The 21,574-nt window shown below is 33.1% G+C and carries 16 protein-coding genes; 4 read left to right on the top strand and 12 right to left on the bottom strand.

The annotated features are described in order from the left end of the window. Nucleotides 1-86: 86 nt before the first annotated feature. The 3 genes from BUB96_RS08040 to BUB96_RS08030 all read right to left on the bottom strand — a co-directional run bounded on the left by BUB96_RS08040 (nucleotide 87) and on the right by BUB96_RS08030 (nucleotide 1,973). The gene (locus BUB96_RS08040) at nucleotides 87-767 is read right to left on the bottom strand and encodes a metal-dependent hydrolase (RefSeq protein WP_073298360.1); all 681 of its coding nucleotides are present in this window, start codon (nucleotides 765-767) and stop codon (nucleotides 87-89) included. A gap of 76 nt (nucleotides 768-843) precedes the next feature. Then, nucleotides 844-1,410: a chromate transporter gene (locus tag BUB96_RS08035; protein WP_073298359.1), complete on the bottom strand. Its 567-nt coding sequence runs from the start codon at nucleotides 1,408-1,410 to the stop codon at nucleotides 844-846. Next, nucleotides 1,407-1,973, bottom strand: a complete 567-nt coding sequence (locus BUB96_RS08030; RefSeq protein ID WP_200789082.1) for a chromate transporter — start codon at nucleotides 1,971-1,973, stop codon at nucleotides 1,407-1,409. The genes BUB96_RS08035 and BUB96_RS08030 overlap by 4 nt, the downstream gene beginning before the upstream one ends. A 190-nt stretch (nucleotides 1,974-2,163) precedes the next feature. Here BUB96_RS08030 and BUB96_RS08025 point away from each other — a divergent pair, with 190 nt between their 5' ends. Next, the gene (locus tag BUB96_RS08025; RefSeq protein ID WP_073298357.1) at nucleotides 2,164-2,934 is read left to right on the top strand and encodes an ABC transporter ATP-binding protein; all 771 of its coding nucleotides are present in this window, start codon (nucleotides 2,164-2,166) and stop codon (nucleotides 2,932-2,934) included. Beyond that, the gene (locus tag BUB96_RS08020) at nucleotides 2,934-4,550 is read left to right on the top strand and encodes a hypothetical protein (protein ID WP_073298356.1); all 1,617 of its coding nucleotides are present in this window, start codon (nucleotides 2,934-2,936) and stop codon (nucleotides 4,548-4,550) included. The genes BUB96_RS08025 and BUB96_RS08020 overlap by 1 nt, the downstream gene beginning before the upstream one ends. Before the next feature lie 54 nt (nucleotides 4,551-4,604). Here BUB96_RS08020 and BUB96_RS08015 read toward each other — a convergent pair whose 3' ends face one another. Then, a complete protein-coding gene (locus tag BUB96_RS08015; RefSeq protein ID WP_073298355.1) occupies nucleotides 4,605-5,219 on the bottom strand; it encodes a hypothetical protein in 615 nt (204 codons plus the stop codon). A 162-nt stretch (nucleotides 5,220-5,381) separates the two neighbouring features. Between BUB96_RS08015 and BUB96_RS08010 the strand changes: the two genes are divergently transcribed. After that, nucleotides 5,382-6,818, top strand: coding sequence for a leucyl aminopeptidase (locus tag BUB96_RS08010; protein WP_073298354.1), 1,437 nt, complete (start codon nucleotides 5,382-5,384; stop codon nucleotides 6,816-6,818). Nucleotides 6,819-6,874: 56 nt separating this feature from the next. Here BUB96_RS08010 and BUB96_RS08005 read toward each other — a convergent pair whose 3' ends face one another. The 6 genes from BUB96_RS08005 to lspA all read right to left on the bottom strand — a co-directional run bounded on the left by BUB96_RS08005 (nucleotide 6,875) and on the right by lspA (nucleotide 11,713). Further along, nucleotides 6,875-8,326 carry an alpha-amylase gene (locus BUB96_RS08005; RefSeq protein ID WP_073298353.1) on the bottom strand — a complete coding sequence of 484 codons (1,452 nt, stop codon included), beginning with the start codon at nucleotides 8,324-8,326 and terminating at the stop codon, nucleotides 6,875-6,877. Between the two features lie 111 nt (nucleotides 8,327-8,437). Further along, nucleotides 8,438-8,995, bottom strand: coding sequence for a DNA-3-methyladenine glycosylase I (locus tag BUB96_RS08000; RefSeq protein ID WP_073298352.1), 558 nt, complete (start codon nucleotides 8,993-8,995; stop codon nucleotides 8,438-8,440). 112 nt (nucleotides 8,996-9,107) lie between these two features. Beyond that, entirely contained in the window at nucleotides 9,108-9,596 is a 489-nt protein-coding gene (locus BUB96_RS07995; protein ID WP_073298351.1) for a hypothetical protein, read from the bottom strand. A 176-nt stretch (nucleotides 9,597-9,772) separates the two neighbouring features. Beyond that, on the bottom strand, nucleotides 9,773-10,123 hold the full coding sequence (rplS, locus tag BUB96_RS07990; RefSeq protein ID WP_143274302.1) for a 50S ribosomal protein L19: 351 nt from the start codon (nucleotides 10,121-10,123) through the stop codon (nucleotides 9,773-9,775). A 190-nt stretch (nucleotides 10,124-10,313) separates the two neighbouring features. After that, a complete protein-coding gene (locus tag BUB96_RS07985) occupies nucleotides 10,314-11,222 on the bottom strand; it encodes an RluA family pseudouridine synthase (protein WP_073298371.1) in 909 nt (302 codons plus the stop codon). A gap of 17 nt (nucleotides 11,223-11,239) precedes the next feature. Then, nucleotides 11,240-11,713 (bottom strand): signal peptidase II, encoded by a 474-nt coding sequence (gene lspA / locus BUB96_RS07980; RefSeq protein ID WP_073298350.1) that lies wholly within the window; start codon nucleotides 11,711-11,713, stop codon nucleotides 11,240-11,242. A 214-nt stretch (nucleotides 11,714-11,927) separates the two neighbouring features. Here lspA and BUB96_RS07975 point away from each other — a divergent pair, with 214 nt between their 5' ends. Next, on the top strand, nucleotides 11,928-13,793 hold the full coding sequence (locus BUB96_RS07975) for a putative glycoside hydrolase (RefSeq protein WP_073298349.1): 1,866 nt from the start codon (nucleotides 11,928-11,930) through the stop codon (nucleotides 13,791-13,793). A 100-nt stretch (nucleotides 13,794-13,893) separates the two neighbouring features. Here the strand turns inward: BUB96_RS07975 and addA are convergent, their stop codons facing one another. Beyond that, the gene (addA, locus tag BUB96_RS07970) at nucleotides 13,894-17,682 is read right to left on the bottom strand and encodes a helicase-exonuclease AddAB subunit AddA (RefSeq protein WP_073298348.1); all 3,789 of its coding nucleotides are present in this window, start codon (nucleotides 17,680-17,682) and stop codon (nucleotides 13,894-13,896) included. A 13-nt stretch (nucleotides 17,683-17,695) separates the two neighbouring features. Next, nucleotides 17,696-21,316 (bottom strand): PD-(D/E)XK nuclease family protein, encoded by a 3,621-nt coding sequence (locus BUB96_RS07965; RefSeq protein WP_073298347.1) that lies wholly within the window; start codon nucleotides 21,314-21,316, stop codon nucleotides 17,696-17,698. Nucleotides 21,317-21,574: the final 258 nt, after the last annotated feature.

Genomic DNA, 21,574 nt, shown 5'->3' with positions numbered 1-21,574 from the left:
ACGATTCTTTATCTAAATATATGTAAATTAAAAGAAGTTAGGAGCTAATTTCCTAACTTCTTTTAATTTCTTTATAATTTTCATTTTTAAACGTCAAAAGGTTTTCCAATTTCTGGGATAAACCCGATGTCTTCATGTAACATTTTAATATAGTCGTCTGGATTTTGTTCAATCAATGGAAAGGTATTGTAATGGATGGGAACAATTTTTTTAGCTCGTAACCATTTCGCAGCGAGTGAAGCATCTTCAGGTCCCATAGTAAAATTATCTCCAATTGGAATAAATGCTAAATCAATATCTAATAAATCACCAATTAGTTTCATATCGGAATATAAAGCAGTATCCCCTACATGATAAACAGTTTTAGCATCTGCAGTAACCAAGATACCAGACGCTAGCCCTAAAGTGTGAGGTTTTCCATCAATTTCTATAGAAGATCCATGAATAGCTGGTGTAAATTTCACTTCTCCAAAATCAAAGGTATGAGCGCCTCCTGGTTGCATTCCATGCGTTTCTAAATCAAACGAGCTTAAATAATCAGCAACTTCAACGGTTGTAATTATTTTAGCTTTTGTTCGTTGAGCAATTTCTATCGTATCTCCTAAGTGATCGCTATGAGCATGTGTGACTAATATATAATCGGCTTCTACCGTGTTAACATCCAAATCACAAGCATCATTCCCATCAATAAAAGGATCAAAAAGAAGTTTTGTTCCATCTTCTGTTTCTAATGACACAACTGCATGACCATGAAAAGTAGCTTTCATTCTATTCTCCCCCTAGTTATTATCTACATTAAGTATAGCAAATGTTCAGCTCATCACCGTTCAATCAGCTTAAAGATTATACAGATCCACTCAAAACAGCCCACAACACGTTTGCCACTCCTGCTAAAATCATGACTAGAATCGGGCTCACATTATATTTTAGAAGGAAAAACATCCCTAATCCAAATAATACCACAGCAACAATATTTGTATTTGAAAGAACAATCGCTCCCTCTCCCCAGAAAGCAGTAACAATTAATGTGACACCTGCCGTAGCAATCATTGCAACCACAGCTGGGCGTAGAGCTTTTAATACCGTTTGTAAGGTATCTAAACTGTTATATTTCATATATAACCAAGAAATTAAAGTAACTAATACAATAGAAGGGGCAATATTTCCTAATGTAGCAACAACCGCTCCCCAAAACCCACCAATACTTAAACCGACGAAAGTTGCTGAATTCACTGAGATAGGTCCTGGAGTCATTTGAGAGATTGTAATTAAATCTGTAAACTCGGCAATTGATAACCAGCCATGCTGTTTGACCACAATACTTTCGATCAATGGTAAAGCCGCATATCCTCCACCAAAACTAAACATGCCTACTTGAAGAAAGCTCCAAAATAATTGTAGATATATCAATTTTCATTCCCCTCTCTTTTCGCTAGATAGCTTTGTAAAAGACCTATTAGAATACTTACAAGAATAATAAGCATAACATTCACATTAAACACGGCATTCGCTAGAAAAGCGATAACCATCATAATAATTAATGTTTTGTCTTTTTCATTGACAACATCTTTGGCCATTTCATAAGAGACAGCCGTTACAACCGCTCCTACTCCTGCTTGCATCCCCTCTAACATTAAGCTAATCCAAACATTATCTCTAAAGGCTTCATACGCAAAGGAGATTAATGAAATAATTATGAAAGGTGGAATAATCGTTCCAAGGATTGAAACAAAGACCCCCATAAATCCTGCTAATTTGAATCCTACAACGATAGCGCCATTAACAGCAATCGCTCCAGGTGCTGATTGAGCAATTGCAACGAAGTTCAACATTTCTTTTTCTGAGATCCATTTATAATCATCCACAAATTTTTTCTTCATTAAGGTTACAATGACATATCCGCCGCCAAAGGTGAACATGCTTAAATAAAAAGTTGATATAAATAGTTTCCAAAGTAATTTTTTTTTATCCAATTGAACACTCTCCTTACTACAAATTTCTTTGGCTCATCATACTAAAAAAAGTACGATTTTTCTAATTTTCAAATCTCTATTATCCTCTTAATGAAAACGAATCGACAAAACGGTTTATTTGTTGAGATAGTTTGGAAATGGTTAAAAATATAGTACACTATATTTATTAATATCTATTGGAGGAACTTGGATGATCGAATTTAAAGAAATTACAAAAGAGTATGCCGAAACGACGGCCTTAAAAAATATAAGTTTCAAAATTAAAGACGGCCAAATTTTTGGCTTAATTGGCCATAATGGAGCTGGAAAATCGACCACTATAAAAATATTAGTCAGTATTTTAAATCAAACGACTGGCGAAATTTACGTAGACGACCAAGAGTTAGCGCAATATCGTAAGAACATTAAACCCAAAATTGGCTATGTAGCAGATACACCCGATACATTTTTACGCCTTAAAGCTAATGAATATTGGGAACTTATGGGGACTGCTTATGAAATTTCAGATGAACAGTTTGAAAAAAGATTGACTTATTATACGGAATTGTTTGAAATAGATTCAAATAGTGAGGAATTAATCGAGTCTTTTTCTCACGGAATGCGTCAAAAGACTTTTTTAGTAGGAGCTTTGTTGGCAAATCCTAAAATTTGGGTATTAGATGAACCTATGACTGGGCTCGATCCTCAAGCCACTTATGATTTAAAAAAATTAATGCGTGAACATGCAAAAAATGGAAACATTGTTCTTTTTTCTACGCATAATTTAGAGCATGCTCAAGAGCTATGTGATGAAATTGTAATTTTACGAAAAGGTGAGATTTTGTACAACGGAACCATCGAAGAGTTACAAGCCCAAAACAAAAACGAGTCGCTCGAAACTATTTATTTACGTATTGCCGGACGCGAAGCCGACCAAAGAGATCGAGATATTGCTAATCATTCAGAAGATGGTGATTTATAATGTGTTTTGATCATATTAAAGCTTTAGTTGAGGTAGATTTGCTTCAATCTAATCGTCAAATGAGTAATAGTAATCAGGCCAACAAGCTCAAAAAAAAGAATATATATTGGCGTACTTTTCTTCAAAATGTAGTCATTTTGTTTGTTTTTGTCATTCTATATGGGTCGATGATTTTTAATATTCCGTTAGCAAATTTTCCTGGGGTTTTTACGCAGGCGATTAGTTTTATGGTAACCTTTTCTATTTTGCAACTTTTTCAGTTAATCTTTACTTTATTTTATGATGATACAGATCTAAGCACTTATTTAGCAATGCCCTTTAGTATTGGAGAATTGTTCACATCAAAAATAGCGACAGTTATTATTACTTCCTTTGCCTATTTTGTTTCTCCTTTTATTTTTATTGTAGTTTTAGGTCAACAAACGGACACCTCTTTATGGTTTTTCATACCTATCGGTTTATTAAGTACCGTATTGATTATGGTGGCCACCGTTTTAGGTGTTTTTATCTTATTGGATTTGTTAAACCAATGGGCATTTTTTAGAAAGCACAAAAAAATATTCACCATTTTATTATATATTCTCTTATTTGGCTTTGTTTTTTATAATGTTTATGGCGGTAGTATGGATAATACAGAATCAGGACTTAATATTGTAGATGAAAAAATTAATCCACTTTTTGTAGGATTTCATCAAATCTTTATTTCTGGAGAAAAACTTAATGGTTGGTTGAAAATTGGCTTGTGGATTTTTGTTAGTGGATTATTTCTACTGACCATGCTTAAATGGGTAATCCCTCATTTATATTCTGAAAATGAAGAAGCCCCTCAAAAGAGAAAAAAGAAGAAAGAAAAAGCAATTTCTACTCATCTAGCCACTTCTAAATGGAAAGTCTTTTTAAAATACCAATTTAGACAGTTACAAGATACGACTTTGATTTTACAAATTCTCTTTTCAAAATTTTATTTTCCAGTTATTATGATGGGTCCTATCTTTTTTGGTGATCTTCCAATAGATTTAACCATTTTAAAGCAGATTTCTTATTTATGGGGTGCTTATTTATTAATTGGGATAAGCTTGGCTTTTGTTATGATTAGTGAAACATCCATTAGTGGGGTAATCATTTCTTTTGATAAAGAAAATTATTATTATATTCAATCTTTACCGATTTCATTTCGAGGTTATTTAAAATTTAAATTTTATTTTGCTTTTATTTTAGAATGGGGAATTAGTGTTCTTGCGCTTCTTGGTGTGGCGTTATATTTAAAGGCACCATTTATCCCGACATTCCTTGTGCTAATCGGGTTTACTGTCATGACTTATCTCTTGTCTCTTTATTACTATATGAGAGACTATAAGCTGTTGAACCTTTCATGGAATAACTTTAATGAACTAATGCGACGAGGTGTCAGCCAAGTCGTTAGGATTCTGATTCAATTAGTTACTGTAGTAGTTGGCATCCTTGCAATATTTGGCTTTATCTTTTGGTTTGTCTTCGTACTTGAGGATACAACTAGATTGCTAATTTCGGTAGGAATTACAATTGGATTAATCGCTCTAGCAATTGGCTTTTATAAATATGCCGACATTAAATTTTGGTCAAAATTTAATGAGTAAATAAAAACAAAGCTTTTCTTCGTGTTTTAGTCTTTGAAGGAAAGCTTTGTTTATTTATTTCTTTGGAATATATCGAAACACCTTAAAACATTCCCGATTATTTACTGGATACATAGGGGTTTTAATGGTTTGAATAAGACCAAACATCGAATATTTTTCTAAATAGAAGGTATAATCGTATCCTGGATAGTACAAAATAATATCTGCTTCTCGCGGGTATTCTCTTAAGGAATGCTCTATCTGTCGAATGACTTTTTTAAATATTTTTAAGGTAAAAGGATTAAAAAAATAAAAAATATTGTCTTCTTTTTTTACCTGGTAATCTTCTGCTTTTTCTTCTAAAATTGTTAATTTATGTGCTTTTTCGGGAAATTTTTCTTGGTATTTTATATAGTTTTTCTGCAAATAACTAAAAGCTACCCGGTTGACTTCAATTGCCGTGGTAGGAATATCTAATTCATGGTTAAAGTAAAAAACGATTCTTCCCTTACCACTTCCAAAATCAACTAAATATGGATTATCTAATTGAACATACGAATGAATAAAACGATCCAAATCTTTATAGGAGGTTGATTCTGTTCGAAAATAATCTAAATTTACACCGTGAGGCCAATCAATTAAACCAGTTGTATCAATATTCATCTCTTCATCTTTTTTATAATTATCCACTTTATCATCCTCTATATTCTTCTTCTTAATCATTCTACTAAATATCTGTTTAAAAAGATAATTATTCTTAAAATACTTTATATTTTTGGAGATTCCCATTAGATTTGTTATAATATATCTAATTATTTTTTAATATTAAATATAAATTTGAGGAGTATAGAGATGAAAATAAATGTTGGAGAACAACTCAGTACGACTGTTTACTTCGTCCCAGAAGGAACTAAATTAGAGATGCTTACGGATGAAACCACACAGTATGCATTAAATCAGTTTCATTTCAAAGGCCAGCTGAACGAGAAATTTGTTTATTTAGGACCCAATACAGATAATGTAATAGTTGTAGGACTTGGCCAAGAGAATCAGCTGTCCAGAGATCATTATGTCGAAGCTGCGAATACAGCAGCACAAGTATTAAATGAACATAAAATTGAATCTACTTCTGTTCAGATTCCTACATATAATGCAGTAAATGAAAAAGATACACTTCAAGGAATAACAGAAGGATTTTTACAAGCAAATTATTCGTTTGATGCGTATAAAAAGGATAAGACAAACTATAGTTTAGCTCATGTAAGCTTACAGACCGATTTAAATAATGCAGAGGAAGTCATTGAAGAAACCGTTCATCTCTTAGAGGCTGTTAATGTGACAAGAGATTTAGTCAATACTCCTGCTAATGATTTATATCCTGAAACCCTAGCTGACAAAGCAACTGATTTATTTAAAGATTCAAACGTTGAAGTAGAAATCTTTGATAAACAAGCTTTAGAAGAACTTGGTGCGGAAGCTTTATTAGCTGTTTCTCAAGGTTCTGCTAAAGAGCCTCGAATGTTAGTTTTAAAATATTTACCTCTTGGAGACAAAGAACCTGTCATTTCCTTAGTAGGTAAAGGAGTAACTTATGACAGTGGTGGATATGCTATAAAATCCGCAAAAGGAATGGCTACGATGATGACGGATATGGCAGGTGCTGGTGCAATGATTGGTGCTTTACATGCCATAGCTTCAAATAATATCCAACAAAACGTAGTGGCTGTTATTGGCGCAACTGAAAACTTAATTTCAGGTGAAGCTTTTAAAAATGGAGATATTATCGAAACCTTAAAAGGAACGACCATTGAAGTGATGAATACAGACGCAGAAGGTCGTCTTGTGTTAGCCGATGTTTTATATTATGCAGCAACTAAATTAAATTCAAAATATATTATTGATGCGGCTACTCTTACAGGAGCTGTAATTGCTGCACTCGGACCAAACATTACAGGTGCAATGACAAATAACCAAACCTTACTAGATGATGTCACTAAAGCATCAAAAACAGCAGGAGAAGACATGTGGCAACTACCAATCACGCCAGAATTCAGAGAAAAAATAAAAGGGAATCATGCGGATTTAGTTAATAGCTCTAAAAATTTTGTTGGTGCAGGTACAATTTTTGCTGCCGCATTTTTAGAATATTTTGTCGAAGACGTTCCTTGGGTTCATTTAGATATTGCCGGAACTTCTTATGCCAGTTCGAAAGGAAATAAATATCTACCTAAAGGTGCATCCGGTATTCCAGTAAAAACACTTTATGAATTTGTAAAAAACATTAAATAATATTCATTTTAAAAAAACTTCTCTAGATTTCAATTGTTTTCTAGAGAAGTTTCTTTTTATTCTATTTTTTCTGCCCAACAGGATAAGGTACCAGGTCCTACTTCGAACTCGCCAAATCCCTTTTCGTTAATCTCAATTTCATCAGTATTATCATTGGTTAGCTCGGTATATGTTTTCCCAGCTTGATCTTCTCCGACAAACATGGGCAATACTCCTTTGTTCCCTGTTGACACAACAACAGCCAGAGAACCTGGATGTTTTTCATCTCCATGCCGTACCCAACCCATCAGATCTTCATTTTCCATATAGGTATCTTGCTTCCCATAAGCGTATTGTTTCCGAATTTGAAGCAACTGATCAATCATGTCTTTATGACCCTCGATTGGATGCTCGACATTAATCCCATAGTAATCGCCATAAAATACACATGGATAACCATCTTTTCTTAATAAAATAAGTCCGTAAGCAATTTTTTTAAACCAAGCATCTACAAAAGATTCCAGTGATTGTCCCGGTTGACTATCGTGGTTATCGACAAAAGTAACAGACAACATTGGATGCTCTTTCGTTAGTGTTCCGTCAAATATTGTTCGAATATCATAATTTGCACTATCTTCTGAAGCTTCAACCATATTGTAATGAAAAGCTACATCAAATAAATCTGTGTGATATTTTGTCTCATATAAGTATTTACTTTTTTTACTTTCTTCGTAAACCCAATATTCTCCAAAAAAATAAAAATCTCGATCTACTTTTTCTTCGATATGTTTAATAAAACGTTCAATAAAACTCGTATCAATATGTTTTAAAGCATCAAAACGCATACCGTCTATCTCAAGAAAACTCACAAACCATTCGCCCCAGTTTAGTAATTCTTTTTGTACGTCTGGGTGTTTATGGTCAATATCTGCAAACATTAAATAGTCATAATTTCCTTTTTCTTCTGATACACCATCTGCCCATTGTTTATTTTCTCCAACAATTTTAAAAATACCATCCGTAGCTGATTTTTGATCATAATCGACACCCGAAAAATGCTGAAAGTTCCACTCGAAATCCGAATATTTTTGGTTTCTTCCAGGAAAGTTAAAACCTGTCCAACCTTCAATATTGTGCACATCAGAAATTTCTTTGGTGCGATCCTCTTCATCCACTTGAATCGCTTGAAATTCTTCAGAAAAGTCCGCTCCTGCTTTATGATTTAAAACAACATCTGCATAGACTTTTATTTTATTTTTATGAAGTTCATCAATTAATTCTCTTAACTCATCTAAAGTTCCATATTTTGTACGAACCGTTCCTTTTTGATCAAATTCGCCTAGATCATAAAGATCATAAACACCATAACCTACATCTTCTTGTCCTGTTCCTTTAAACATAGGTGGCAGCCAAAGAGCATCAAATCCATATTCTTTTAACTGTTTTGCTTCTTCTTTTAATTGGACATAAAGCTTTCCATTGTTTTCTAAGTTCCACTCAAATGCTTGTAGCATTACGTTATTTCCCATCTCTACATCCCCTTGCTTTTCAATCTTTCAATTATTATACCATTCTTTTCTCTGTTCTATCTTAATAGGTTCTTTTATTCATTGTTTAAGGGATAAGCAAACAATGAATTTTTATCGAAAATCACACGTCAAATCATGATCATTAATGATTCCAATCGCTTGAAGATATGAATAGATGGTGACTGATCCTATAAACATAAACCCTCTCTTTTTCAAATCTTTGGTTACTTGATCACTCAAAGGGCTTTTTGTTAAGCGTATATTTAAATGATTGATTATTTGTTTATGATTTGTAAATTGCCATATATATTCAGAAAAATGTCCAAATTCATTTTGAATATCTAGAACCTGTCTGGCGTTATGAATGATTGCTTCTATTTTACGCCGGTAACGTATAATTCCTTCGTTTTCCATAAGCTCGGTCACTTTATCTTCATCATAGGCAGCAACTGTTTGAATATCAAAATCATCAAATGCCGCCATAAATTGGTCATATTTTGATAAGACCAACTGCCAAGATAAACCAATGTGAAAAATTTCAAGGCTTAACCATTTAAATAATTCTTGGTCCTCGTATTCTGGTTTTCCCCAAATATTATCATGATAATCCATATAATAATCAGGTTTATTTTGTACCCATTCACAGCGGGTTATTTCTTTCTTTTTCATGCGTTTCCTCAATTCTTTCTACTCTCATTTAACAAACTTAGTTAAACAACAAAAAAGAACCTACTACATCAGAAATCGAAGAAGTAAGTTCTCATTTTACTGTAAGATTTAATTAATCAAGTCGGGTAGATAGATCTATCCCTTTTAATTCTCTCAATTCAGCCATAACAAGTCTTAAAATCCTACCTCCATGAATAAAGGTACTAATTGCAGGGGTTGGATCATTTCCCATTATTCCTAAATTTCGCATGTGTAACTCTCCATCAGGATTTACTACAAAGTGATAATAACCTGATTTCATTCCATTTAATTCATTTATTTTTTCTAAAATGTTTGGTAGTTCATTTCGGTCTGTAACAAGTCCAATTCGATTATAGTTCATTTGATAATTAATATATTCTAATTTATCATCATCATGTAAGACTACAGCACATGGGACAACCTTATTTTGATCGACTTGTAGTGCAGTTTGCAAAATAACTTGTTTGTGAGCCACTTCATTTCCTTCTTTATCTTTGAGTGGTCTCTCCATCTCTCTAGCATTGAACTTTACATTTTTTCTTTCTGCTTCTTGTATAAACTTATCTGTTAATTCGCTCATGGCAATCCTCCAATGTAATATTCTATGTATTAGTATATCTAAAATATGTAGAAAATGAAAAAATACTAGTGAATCTTTTAATCTGTTGTATACTTGTCCGATTAAAAATAAAATCGCTTAACTCTATTGTAAAGAAAAAAGCCCTTGCTTTTCAACAAGAGCTTCAATAATCTTAATTAGTTTGAACGACGTTCAGTAATTCGTGCAGCACGTCCATGACGACTACGTAAGTAGTATAATTTTGCACGACGGACACGACCATGACGTGTAACTTCAATTTCAGCAACACGAGGTGAATGTAATGGGAAGGTACGTTCAACACCGACACCATTAGAAATCTTACGAACTGTATAAGATTCGCTTATTCCAGCACCACGACGTTTAATTACTACGCCTTCAAAGATTTGAATACGTTCGCGATCTCCTTCAACAATTCGTGCGTGAACACGAACAGTATCTCCAGCTTTAAAATCTGGTAGATCCGTACGTAATTGTTCCTTTGTAATTGATTCAATTAATGGATTCATTTTTCTGCTCCTCTCACGTACAACATTCATAGGTGCATAAGTCCCAGCGGAATATTGCATGATTAAGTGGAATAACCCACTCGACAAGTAATTTTAGCATAATAGTTTATACAAGTAAAGATATAAAAGAAATTTTCTTAGGTTTTTCGTCTAGAGACCTAAATTCCTTTATTTACCTATTATTATGCAGTTAGCTATCTAATCTTAATTCCTCTAGTGCACCTTCGAAAGTTGAGGGTACTTCTGCTTCAAAGTGCATGAGATTCCCTGTCCTTGGATGAGTAAATTCTACGGTATGGGCGTGCAGAAATTGTCCATTTCCTTTTAATGTCTTTTTTGGCCCGTATACTTCGTCCCCTGCAATTGGAAAATTAATATATTTAAGATGTACTCGAATTTGATGGGTACGACCTGTTTCTAACGATACTTCTAATAATGAATAGTCTTTAAAGCGTTCGAGCACTCGGAAATGAGAAATAGACTCTTTTCCTCCAGTTACGACAGTAAATTGTTGTCTATTCTTTGGATCTCTTCCAATAGGTGCATCAATTGTTCCATGATTATGCGATAAAACTCCGTGAACAATCGCCCAATACTTTCTTTGCATACTTCTATCTTGTAGTTGCTCAGATAACTTCACATGAGCCTCGTCATTTTTTGCAATCACTAGTATTCCAGAAGTATCTTTATCTAATCGATGCACAATTCCTGGTCGTATTTTACCATTTATTCCGGATAAATCTTTAATGTGGTGCAATAAGGCATTGACTAAGGTTCCATGATTATGCCCCGCTGCTGGATGGACGACCATTCCTTGGGGTTTATTAATTACTGCAATGTCTTCATCTTGATAAATAATCTCTAATGGTATATCTTCAGGAATTACATCAATAGGTTCTGGTTCTGGGATAGAAATCTGAATCTCGTCTTGTGATTGAACTTTATAATTTGATTTAATCGGTTCATCATTAACAAGTATATTCTGTTCATCAATAAGTAATTGAATTTTTGAACGAGACATATTTTCTAATTCATTGGCTAGGTATTTATCAATTCTTCCTGCATCAACTGGAACTGTTAAAGTAATTATTTCTTCAATATTTTCATTGTTTTTTGTCATCTCATATCCCCCTCACTTGGACGTGGATTTTTTTCTTCGTAAATAGTATAAAAAAGTAAAACTGCTACTCCGATAGTTAATAGCATATCTGCTACGTTAAAAATTGGAAAATTGATAAATTCTAATTTAATCATATCGACTACGTATTGAAAAAGAACGCGATCAATAAAGTTACCAAGGGTGCCTGCTAAAATAATGGATAAAATAACTCCAAGAATTTTATCTTTCCTACCTTCTGTATATAAATAATACAAAAGAAAGGCAATAACAATCAATGTAATGATATAAAAGAACCACATTTTACCTTCTAAAAGACTCCACGCTGCTCCTGAGTTTTGAATATAGGTAAAGGATAGAAATTTGGGTATAATTTCTTTTACTTCAAATAATGCAAGATTTTGTACGGTTAAATACTTTGTGATTTGATCAATAGTGACGAGAATAATGGTTAAAATTAAGTATAAAAACATTGATGCACTCTTTTCTATATTATTTTAAGTACAAGATACATAATAACATAAATTTGACGGATCCATTCATATTAAAAGTGGTTTTATCCATTTTCATTTTTTCTTTATTCTTTTGGGTTTTTAATCATTTAAATATGTGTTATTGTAAGAAATGTATTTATAAACAATTAATCTCTTAATCAATAAAAAAATATTTCAAATAAGGACGATTACAATGCCGAAAAAATTATATATAGGACTTACTTTATCTAGCTCTTTAATTTTAACTGCATGCGGGTCTAATGTATCCGTAAAAGATGTTGAAGAATCAACGGATGAGTTGAATACTTCTTTAGAGGAAATAGTAGAAGCTAATCACCAATTAAATGATTTAGAATTGACCATGGATGATCAATTTTCTACTGTATTGGCTGAAGACAAAGAGCTAACCACTCTTCAAGATGAGTCTGCTTCTGTTATGGAAAATATTAGCGAGCGTGAAACAACAATAGAAAATATCAATGACTCTATCGAATCTATAAATACACAAGCTGAAACACTTCAAAATTATGAAGGAAACGACTTACCAGAGGATACGATTCAACAAATTTCTGACAACTTCTTAGATTTTACGCAACAAATAGAGACTTATCAAGAAAGATACATAGAATCTTTAACTACTCAAAAAAAATATTTGCAAGAAATTGTTTCAGAAGAAGCTACCTACGAAAATTTTTCTGATGGAATTGAAACAGTTAATGATGATTACCATGATTTACAAGAACAGACTTATGCATTAGATGATCAGTTTATTGAAATGGACAGTCAGATAAACGAATTAAAAACCTTATTAGCGGAAGCTTCATCCGATACATCAGATTCTTCTCAAGCAGAGTCTGATAATGAACAAGATGCTGAAGAAGATGAGAGTGAAGACACAGAAGCAACAGAGTCTGATGAAGAAATAGAGCCTGAAACAGACTTTTTAACTTTAAATTACGATCGCTTGTTGACTATTCCCAATCATTTTCCACAAAAATTTGTCTATGATAGTGGCGTAGATATTCCTTACCCTGAAGATGGTGTAAAAGGTGTTTACGTAACGGCTCATTCAGCAAGTGGCAGTCGTATGGAATACTTAACTGACTTAATGAATAAAACCGATTTAAACTCTATGGTTATCGATATTAAAGATGATCATGGAAATATCACACTCAATTTAAATAGTGATAATGAGCTAATCAATGAAATGACTGTAGATATGATTGATGCAAAAGAGTTAATGCAGGTCTTAGAAGAAAATGATATCTACCCAATTGCTCGTATGGTTGTCTTTAAAGATACTTTACTGGCTAAAGAAAAACCTGAATGGTCTTTTACAAGATCTGATGGATCTTTATGGTCAAACAATAATGGGGATAGTTTTGTAAATCCCTACCTTTCAGAAGTGTGGGATTACAACCTTGAAATCGCGACTGAAGCAGCGAAACTTGGCTTTAAAGAAATTCAATTTGATTACGTTCGTTTCCCAGAAGGCTTCGAAAATTACGATAAGGAGCTAAACTATGGCCATGGTCATTATGGAGATGATGACGAGGATGTCATTAATATGAAATTTAGAAACCAAGCTGTTACAGATTTTGTAAGTTATGCTAGAGAGCAACTTCAACCATTTGGTGTCGATGTTTCTGTTGATATCTTTGGTTATGCTGCAGTTGTTCGTGAAACAGAAGGTATTGGCCAAAGCTTCCCAGGAATAGCTAAAGAAATTGATGTCATTTCTAGTATGATCTACCCTAGTCATTGGGGCTTAGGGAACTTAGACATCGCAATTCCTGATTTAGAGCCTTATAATGTTGTCAATAATTATATACAAATTGAAGCAGAAATTTTAGATGAATTAGGCGAAGATGCACCGTCTACTCGTCCATGGCTTCAAGATTTTACTGCTTCCTATTTAGGAGCTGGGAATTATAAAAACTATGGTGCTGCTGAAGTTACCGATCAAATTCGCGCATTAGCTGATAATGGCGTGCATGAATTCTTATTATGGAATGCTGGAAATACTTATTCAGAAGGAGCAACTTATACTTTTGAATAAATACTAAACTAAAAAAAGACACCCGAAAAGATCACAAAGGACAAATGATCTTTTTGGTGTCTTTTTATTTTCTTTGAATTCAACATCCAATCTAACTCTTTTATGGATTAATGGAAATTGTTTTTGTTAAGTCTAATGAGATAATATTCGTTTCAACTACAGGAAGATGTGTAATAGATTCAAGAGCTTGTTTATACAAGATAAGCTGTCCTCGATATCTACGTACAAGTTCCTCTTCAGCCTGTAAGCCAAGATGCGCTACGTGATCCGTTTTATAATCAAACAAGACCAGGCCGTCCCCTCGTTTAAAGTAACCATCTATAATCCCATGAATTAAGATAGGATCAGCCACTGTTTCCATGCCAGTAAATACATCTCGTGCTTCCATCATTAAAGAAAACAAAACTTCTTTTTCTAAATCAGCCTGGTGTTTTATAATCTCTTGGCCAAAAGAGGTTTGAAAGTATTGATCGATCTTTTCTGTATCAATACCATGAGCCACCTCTTCTCTCATTACACCCTCTTCAACCATTTGTTGAATGGCTACCTCTAAACTTTCCTTGGTAATTTTTTGGCTAAAATCAATATTTTGTAATAAAAAATGCGTAGCTTGTCCAATCTCAGCTGATTTAGGAGAGGTTTCCTCCTGTAAGAATTTAGGACGTTCAAGTAAATTTGTCGTGTACCGATTAATTCTTGGTTCATCCGTCCAATCAATCTTTGCTAATTTTTCGTTGTTCGGTTCTTCAAATAATTGCTTCACTTCTGACACCGATTGATAATTCGTTGTAATTGTAGATAATTGATAAGGATAATCATGCTCAATGATAGCCATTGCTTGGTCTATAACATGTTCTGTTTCCTTATTAATAGACAGCTGCATCTTATTATCTGTTAATTCACTTACCCAAGCGGGCTCTTCATTTACATTCAATTCTTGTAATTCTTCCATAATATGCTCATCAGAATAAAAATGACAAGAAAATTGAACCGGATAATTTTTTATTTGTTTGTTTTTTTGTAGAGAAGAAACTTCATTTTCAACTAATTGATGTCTTGCAATCGCCAAACCTATCCAATCCATAAAATTATTGGTTTGCAATCGCAGCCTTGCAGAAAGAAGGTGATCTATGCGACTATTGCCCTTATTCCATAAATCAAATGCCTTATCCTTAGATTCCATGGAACCTACTAAAAAGAGTTTTTGCTCTGCACGAGTTAAAGCTACATATAATAAACGCATTTGTTCGGCATACCCATTCTGTTTTTTTACCGTTTTAATTGCTTCACTTACAAGCGTGGATGCTTTAACAAAATTTTCAGGATTTTTGTATTCCAAGCCCACACCTAGTTTTCGATCAAAGATATAAGTGCCTGTCCAATCACTTGCGTTAAAGCGTTTTGACATATCCATTAAGAAAACAACGGGAAATTCTAGTCCTTTACTCGCATGAATAGTCATCACTCGAACCGCATTTTGCTCAGATAAAATGGAAATGGGTTCCACTAAATCTTTATCTTTTTCTTGCATCTTATCAATAAAACGGATGAAACGATATAGACCTTTAAAAGAAGTATTTTCATAAGATGCAGCTCTTTCATATAAAGCCTCAAGATTGGCTCTACGCTGTTTTCCTCCGCTCAACCCACCAACGTATTGAAGATAGTCTGTTTCTTTATACAGTAATCGAATTAGCTCTACTACTCTATGCTTACGAGCATATTCACGCCATCTATTTAAGTTCCTTAAGAATGCTTGGATTTTCTTTTGTAAGTGAATATTTTTAGGGTCTTCAAAAGAAGCCTCAGCATAAGCTAAAGTAGCTTCATAAAAGTTGACCTGTTTATCTTGTAAACGTATATATGTTAAGTCAATTTCATCTAAACCTACAATTGGCGACCGTAAAATAGCAACAAAAGGAATATCCTGTTGGGGGTTGTCAATAATTTTTAATAAAGACATCATAATCGTCACTTCAGTGGTTTGGAAAAAATTAGGTGTTTCATTAATAATTGAAGGGATGGCCACTTCTTGGAAAATTTCTTGAATTTCTACATTATTTTTTTTAGTCGGTGTTAATAACACAATGTCCCGATATTCAAGTGGACGCATTTGCTTCTCTTCTTTATCGTAAATCTCAAACTTTTCTTGGATAAGCTCTTTAATACGGGTTGCGACCATTAATATTTCACCCGTTGTCTTTGTAGTAATATCTAGTTCATTGCTTATCTCGTTTTCTTCATTAATAGATTGTTCATTTTCTTTTTCATTATTTTCTTTTTCATAAATGAGTAGTTCAGTCGCATATTTCTCATCTTCTATAAAATCACTATTTCCATAAACAAGCTCAGCATTCTTATCATAATCTAGATTCCCAACTTCTATATCCATAAGTTGGGTAAAAATATAGTTCGTAAAACTTAAGATACTTTTTCTGGAACGAAAATTCTCAGCTAAAATAATTCTTTTGCCGCTATTTCCTTCTGCATACTCTTTATATTTTGATAAAAACAAACTGGGATCTGCTAAACGAAAGCCATAAATAGATTGTTTAACATCTCCAACCATAAAATAGTTTCCTGTAGTATCTTTTGAATGAGACAGAGATAAGAGAATTGCTTCTTGAAGTGCATTAATATCTTGATATTCATCGACCAAAACTTCTTTAAACTTATTTTGGTAATACCGTGAAGCCTCGGAGATTTTACCCTCTTCATCATTTTTTAAAATTTGTAAGGTCAAATGTTCTAAATCATTAAAATCAACTAATTTTCGTTCTCTTTTATACTGTTGGTAATTCTTTGAAAATTGATTCGTCATATCGGCCAAAACTTCTACATGAATTTTTGTCGCTTGAATAATTTCTACTTGTTTATCTGGACTTAAGGCAAAATTCGCTTTGAATTTTGTATAAGCTTCTTTTGCTTCATCACGTAATGGTTTAATTTCTTCACGATAGATCTCCATAACTTCTTCAGGTGTTGTCTTTTTTCGAGGAGCTGTTAACCTTGAAAATTTAAAACCAACATTTATTAGCTGGTAAATTTCATTTAAATGATCATGCTCAATTAATGACTTTAGCTTTACATAATGACTTCGATCCTCTTCAAAAATTTTAATTTGTTTTTCTAGGCTTTCTTCGTGATTTGTTAATTCAAGAGCTTGGTCAATCAATTGGATAAAATAATCAATTTCTTCAATAAACTGTTCTTTTAAATATTTCTGATAAATATCAGCTTCTTCTAGCTTTTCTGTAGGGATATCATACAAATTAGTTAAAGAATTTAACCAATGAGTAGGTTCTTCATGCGCTCTTGAAAAATCATGTAACTGAAAAACCATTTCTGTGACTTGATCATCATTCCGACTTCCAGAATAAGTTTCCATAAACTGAATAAAAGAATCCTCTCTTTTTTCATAAAGATTCTCTAATAATTCTTCCCAGACTTCTTCTTTAATTAATTCAATCTCTGTATCATCTGTTAGTTGTCTAAATACAGGATCAAAATCAATTAGATAATAATAACGTTCAATCACTTGCAGACAAAAAGAGTGTAAGGTTGAAATATCTGCGTGTCCCAGTTTAGGAATTTGTTGAACAAGATGGTGACGCGTTTGTGGATCTGGATCACTATTGATTTCTTTTTGAATAGTAGATTGAACACGCTGCTTCATTTCTTTAGCAGCTGCGTTTGTAAAGGTAACCACCAATAACTCATCAATTGACATTCCTTTTTTTATATGTTCAATAATTCGATTCACTAAAACCATTGTTTTTCCAGAACCCGCAGAAGCTGAAATCAATAAGTTGGTCCCTGTTGTATGAATCGCTTCCCACTGTTGATCTGTAAAAAGTGAATCTTTCGTTTTCATTGGTAAATCTGCCATGAATATTGACCTCCTAATCATTTCGTTCTAAATTTGAATATAAGCTTCTTAGATAATCAAAAAAATCATCTTTATCCAGTTTAATGACATCTTTATAATTGTTTTCTGGAAGCAATGCATCAAATTGTGAGATTGCCCGATAAGGTCCTGTAATGGACGGTGTATGGACTTTTATCTTCCGTTGATCAAAGGGATGTAAAGTATTTTTTCCGGCTAAGATATTATTTCCAGCTTCAATAATTTTATCCCGGTTGAATTTCTTTAATAAATTAAATTCTTCTTCAGTCAATATCTTCTTGCCTGTATACTGATCATTTTTATTTAAATATAAATTGTATATAGGGGAACTTTCTTTAGGTTCTAATAACACATCCGCTGCTTCTAGGACCTCCCGTTGATCAATAATCAGACCATCTAATTTATAATTTTTTAATAATTCCTCTTCTAATGATTTATCTCCCATATTCTTTAAATCAACATAATGATTTTTAACCGTCGAGTAAAATGCTCCGATTCCTTTTGCTTTTTGATCAAATATATCTTCAGAAAAAGTAATAACTGTATCTAAATAAGTAATCATTTGTAGCATTAAGCCATAATAGATACTTTGGTAGTTAAAGGTAGTATCACTAGATTTGTAGTCAATAATTCCCGCATATAGTTGATCTCCTTCTTGAAAGGTATCAATTCGGTCAACCTTTCCTCGCAAATGAAGTTTCCGGTTATTATTCAAAGGGAGAGCTAAACCGGTGACTCCCTTTTCTTGACCGAGTTGTCCAAAGACTAACTCTGTCTTATTCACTCTGTATTTTGTCCTCTTTGCTTGATGAATCATTGACCAAACCATGTTTTCAACAGTTTTTGATAACTGGTTAAAGACAAAGTTCATTCGGTAAGAAGATTGTGATAAACGATATTTATTTGACTCTAAAAGAAGTTGAAAAATATCACTGGTAATATTTTGAAGTTCTTTTTTAGAAATAGTAGCTAAATCTCTATCCAAAGTGACGAGTTGACGACTAATTAAATCAAGAGCATCGTGGTAAAAAATACCCGATTCAATAGGCGATAACTCTTGGATTTGACGCTCTTTTAAACGTAAACCATAAATTAAAAAATGGCTATAAGGATTTGCATAAAATGTTTCAAGTTGTGAAACGGATAAATACAAATCTTTTCCATAGAGATCTTCAGCTAAATTTTCTGGTAAAGGTTTTGGAATATTTTTATGATTTAAACTATTTATTAGTCTTCTTTGGCGGCTATTTTCAGGCTGATACAGCTTTTTAAATAAGCCTAGCCAAAACATTGCAGGTGTATCTTGATGATCTATAGCATCACGCAAACTAATCAGCATTTGTCCATAAGTATGCATTTTTGAACCAATAAATGCTAAATAATCCTTCGGTTGTTTGAGAGGATCTGTCGTGGTTGTTGACTGTTTAAACTGTAACTCTAACGATAAAGCATTTTTGAGTCGTGTTAGATAAGGACTGATGCGATTCTCTCCATTATCATTATTGCTAATTGGATAAGTAAATATAATTTTTTCTTTTGCTTGCAACATGGCTAAATAAAAACTAAATGGCTCATTTGCCATACTCTCTAACTCAGAGACTGCTAAATATTTTTCGGAACTTAATGAGCTTTCAACAAGTTCACGATCTTCATCTGTTAGTAAAGAACGATTTCCTTGTACTTGTGGTAGCTGAGTATCCGTTAAGCCGATCAAGAATACAACCCTTTTCGGCTGAATTTTAGGAAGATCAAAGTTTGTAACTAAAACTTGGTCAATCGTCGGTGGAACCATCCCAAAAGTAGCTTCTTCAAAGCCTGTTTCAATAATAGATACAAATAGATCAATATCCCACTCTTCATCCCCTAATACCTCAACAAACTCATCTAGCAATGAAATAAAAGTATTCCAGGCTTGTTCGTGTTCACGTGCTTCCTCTAATTCTCCTTGTTGAATTAATTGGTCTTGCCATAGTTGTAATTGACCAATCACACCTATTTCTTCCATGAATTGATACAATAATCCAGCAATTTCTCTATTTGTTCGTCCTTCTTCCAATTGGTCTGTAAAAGGTACAATAAAATCTCTAACGGCTTCTCGTACACTGTTTGCAATATCTTGGATTTTTTGGTCATAATCACTTAGATCATTCTCTTGGTCTAGTTCTATGCCCATATAAACCCATTCTTTATTTCTAATCCAATCATTTCCCTTATAGCCATACGCCAAGGCTACATTTTCAGCGATATCTACCTTTTGTCGCCATTCATTAATTTGAGTTTGAAAGGCTCCTTCACTCATATCTAACACATCATAATCAGGAATAAATAATTCTGTACGTAAAAACCTGAAAACATCATCCAGTCGATAATGATTCTTTTTCAAAAGAAATAAACTATTAATAAACTCTAATATTGGGTGATGAGACATGGTGTTTGCTTGATCAATAAAAAAAGGAATATTATTTTCTACAAAGGCTTTTTCTACATTGAGTGCACAATTTTCCAAATCACGTGTCATAATTTGGAAATCATTATAACGGTAGTGGCCTGTAGCGACCATTCCTTTAATCTTTGTAGCAATATGAGAGACTTCTGTCGCTGTATCTTCAGCAGCCCAACATTCAATGTTTTCATAGGGTTTATTTCTATATTTTTCTGTATCTGCTCGGGTCATTGGCCCGCTACTTTCCATCCAATAATTGGCTAATTCTGTCATTTCTTTTGAATGGACCTCTTCAAGTTTATTCACATTAGAAGGAACAATAAAATCTTCTGATACATGAATTTGATGAGCTCCTAATTCATGAATTAACTGCTGATAGGTTTTAGCAGGTCGATAAAATAAATTATTTAGATCATTATTTAAATATACTGTCTGTGCATCTATTGTTAAGCAAATCTGAACATTTTGAGTATATTTAGCTAGTGTAATGACTAGTTCTTGTTCTTGTGCTGAAAAATGTTCATAATGATCAATAATCACAGTCATATGTTTAAATTTTTGGCTATTTTCTTCAAAATATTTAATTAGTTCTTGAAATAAATCCTCTCGCTCAACATATTTCCCCTTCAAGGCTTCATCGTATTTGTTATATAAAAGAGATAAATCTTTCATTTTTCGTGTAAAATCATTATCTTCATCGGACTCTTCCATTTCAGCAGGATTTTTTAGTTCAAATAAATCTGTAGGATTTATTTTTCCATTACGTAATTCACTAAACAAAGTGACTAAACGCTCAATGAAACCTGTCTGCTGACTAGCTCCTCTAAAGATTGTTAAATTTTCTTCTTCTTCTTGTAAAATCCGTTTGACTAACATAGCTAATCCACTATCTGTTAATTGCGGTTTTTGATAGATGGCTTTATTCTGTAATAAATACCAAGCTAAACGACTAAAACTAAAGACCTGTAAGCGAATCATTCCGCTGTATTTAGAACGCTCGTCTTTATCTTTGAATTGTTGCAGGATCATGGTTTCCGCTTCATACTTCACGTTGTCAGGTACCAAATACAACATTTGCATCTTAGAGTCTTTCTTTAATTGCTCATACATCTTATCAATTAAAACTTTTCGTTTACTGTTAGGATCTGTTCCTAAGATAAATTGAACGGCCATTAACTGGCACCTCTCTCTAATGATTTAACTACTATTTTAACATACTAATCACGTCTTTTAGATAAAAAACTATATGATTGCTTCGCAATCTAAGCCATGACAGAAAAGAGAGAGTATCCTATAATTAACATAGGAAACATTAATCCGATTCTTTAATGGGTTTTGCCGAACCTGTATAAAAAACTGGATGAACATTTTATCTTTTGCGATAAGCCGAATACATCTTAGAATGTGAAAATAAAATTACAATATTTTATA

It is taken from the genome of Atopostipes suicloacalis DSM 15692 (assembly GCF_900129085.1).
GTDB lineage: Bacteria > Bacillota > Bacilli > Lactobacillales > Carnobacteriaceae_A > Atopostipes > Atopostipes suicloacalis.
The sequence above is the reverse complement of the archived record's forward strand: the minus strand, read 5'-3'. Positions and strand labels throughout refer to the sequence as shown.

What these genes read in the sequence shown, in the direction of transcription:
- BUB96_RS08040 (WP_073298360.1), bottom strand. Translation starts at nt 767, where the DNA reads ATGAAAGCTACTTTTCATGGTCATGCAGTTGTGTCATTAGAAACAGAA.
- BUB96_RS08025 (WP_073298357.1), top strand. Translation starts at nt 2,164, where the DNA reads ATGATCGAATTTAAAGAAATTACAAAAGAGTATGCCGAAACGACGGCC.
- BUB96_RS08020 (WP_073298356.1), top strand. Translation starts at nt 2,934, where the DNA reads ATGTGTTTTGATCATATTAAAGCTTTAGTTGAGGTAGATTTGCTTCAA.
- BUB96_RS08010 (WP_073298354.1), top strand. Translation starts at nt 5,382, where the DNA reads ATGAAAATAAATGTTGGAGAACAACTCAGTACGACTGTTTACTTCGTC.
- BUB96_RS08005 (WP_073298353.1), bottom strand. Translation starts at nt 8,326, where the DNA reads ATGGGAAATAACGTAATGCTACAAGCATTTGAGTGGAACTTAGAAAAC.
- BUB96_RS08000 (WP_073298352.1), bottom strand. Translation starts at nt 8,995, where the DNA reads ATGAAAAAGAAAGAAATAACCCGCTGTGAATGGGTACAAAATAAACCT.
- BUB96_RS07995 (WP_073298351.1), bottom strand. Translation starts at nt 9,596, where the DNA reads ATGAGCGAATTAACAGATAAGTTTATACAAGAAGCAGAAAGAAAAAAT.
- rplS (WP_143274302.1), bottom strand. Translation starts at nt 10,123, where the DNA reads ATGAATCCATTAATTGAATCAATTACAAAGGAACAATTACGTACGGAT.
- lspA (WP_073298350.1), bottom strand. Translation starts at nt 11,713, where the DNA reads ATGTTTTTATACTTAATTTTAACCATTATTCTCGTCACTATTGATCAA.
- BUB96_RS07975 (WP_073298349.1), top strand. Translation starts at nt 11,928, where the DNA reads ATGCCGAAAAAATTATATATAGGACTTACTTTATCTAGCTCTTTAATT.
- addA (WP_073298348.1), bottom strand. Translation starts at nt 17,682, where the DNA reads ATGGCAGATTTACCAATGAAAACGAAAGATTCACTTTTTACAGATCAA.
- BUB96_RS07965 (WP_073298347.1), bottom strand. Translation starts at nt 21,316, where the DNA reads ATGGCCGTTCAATTTATCTTAGGAACAGATCCTAACAGTAAACGAAAA.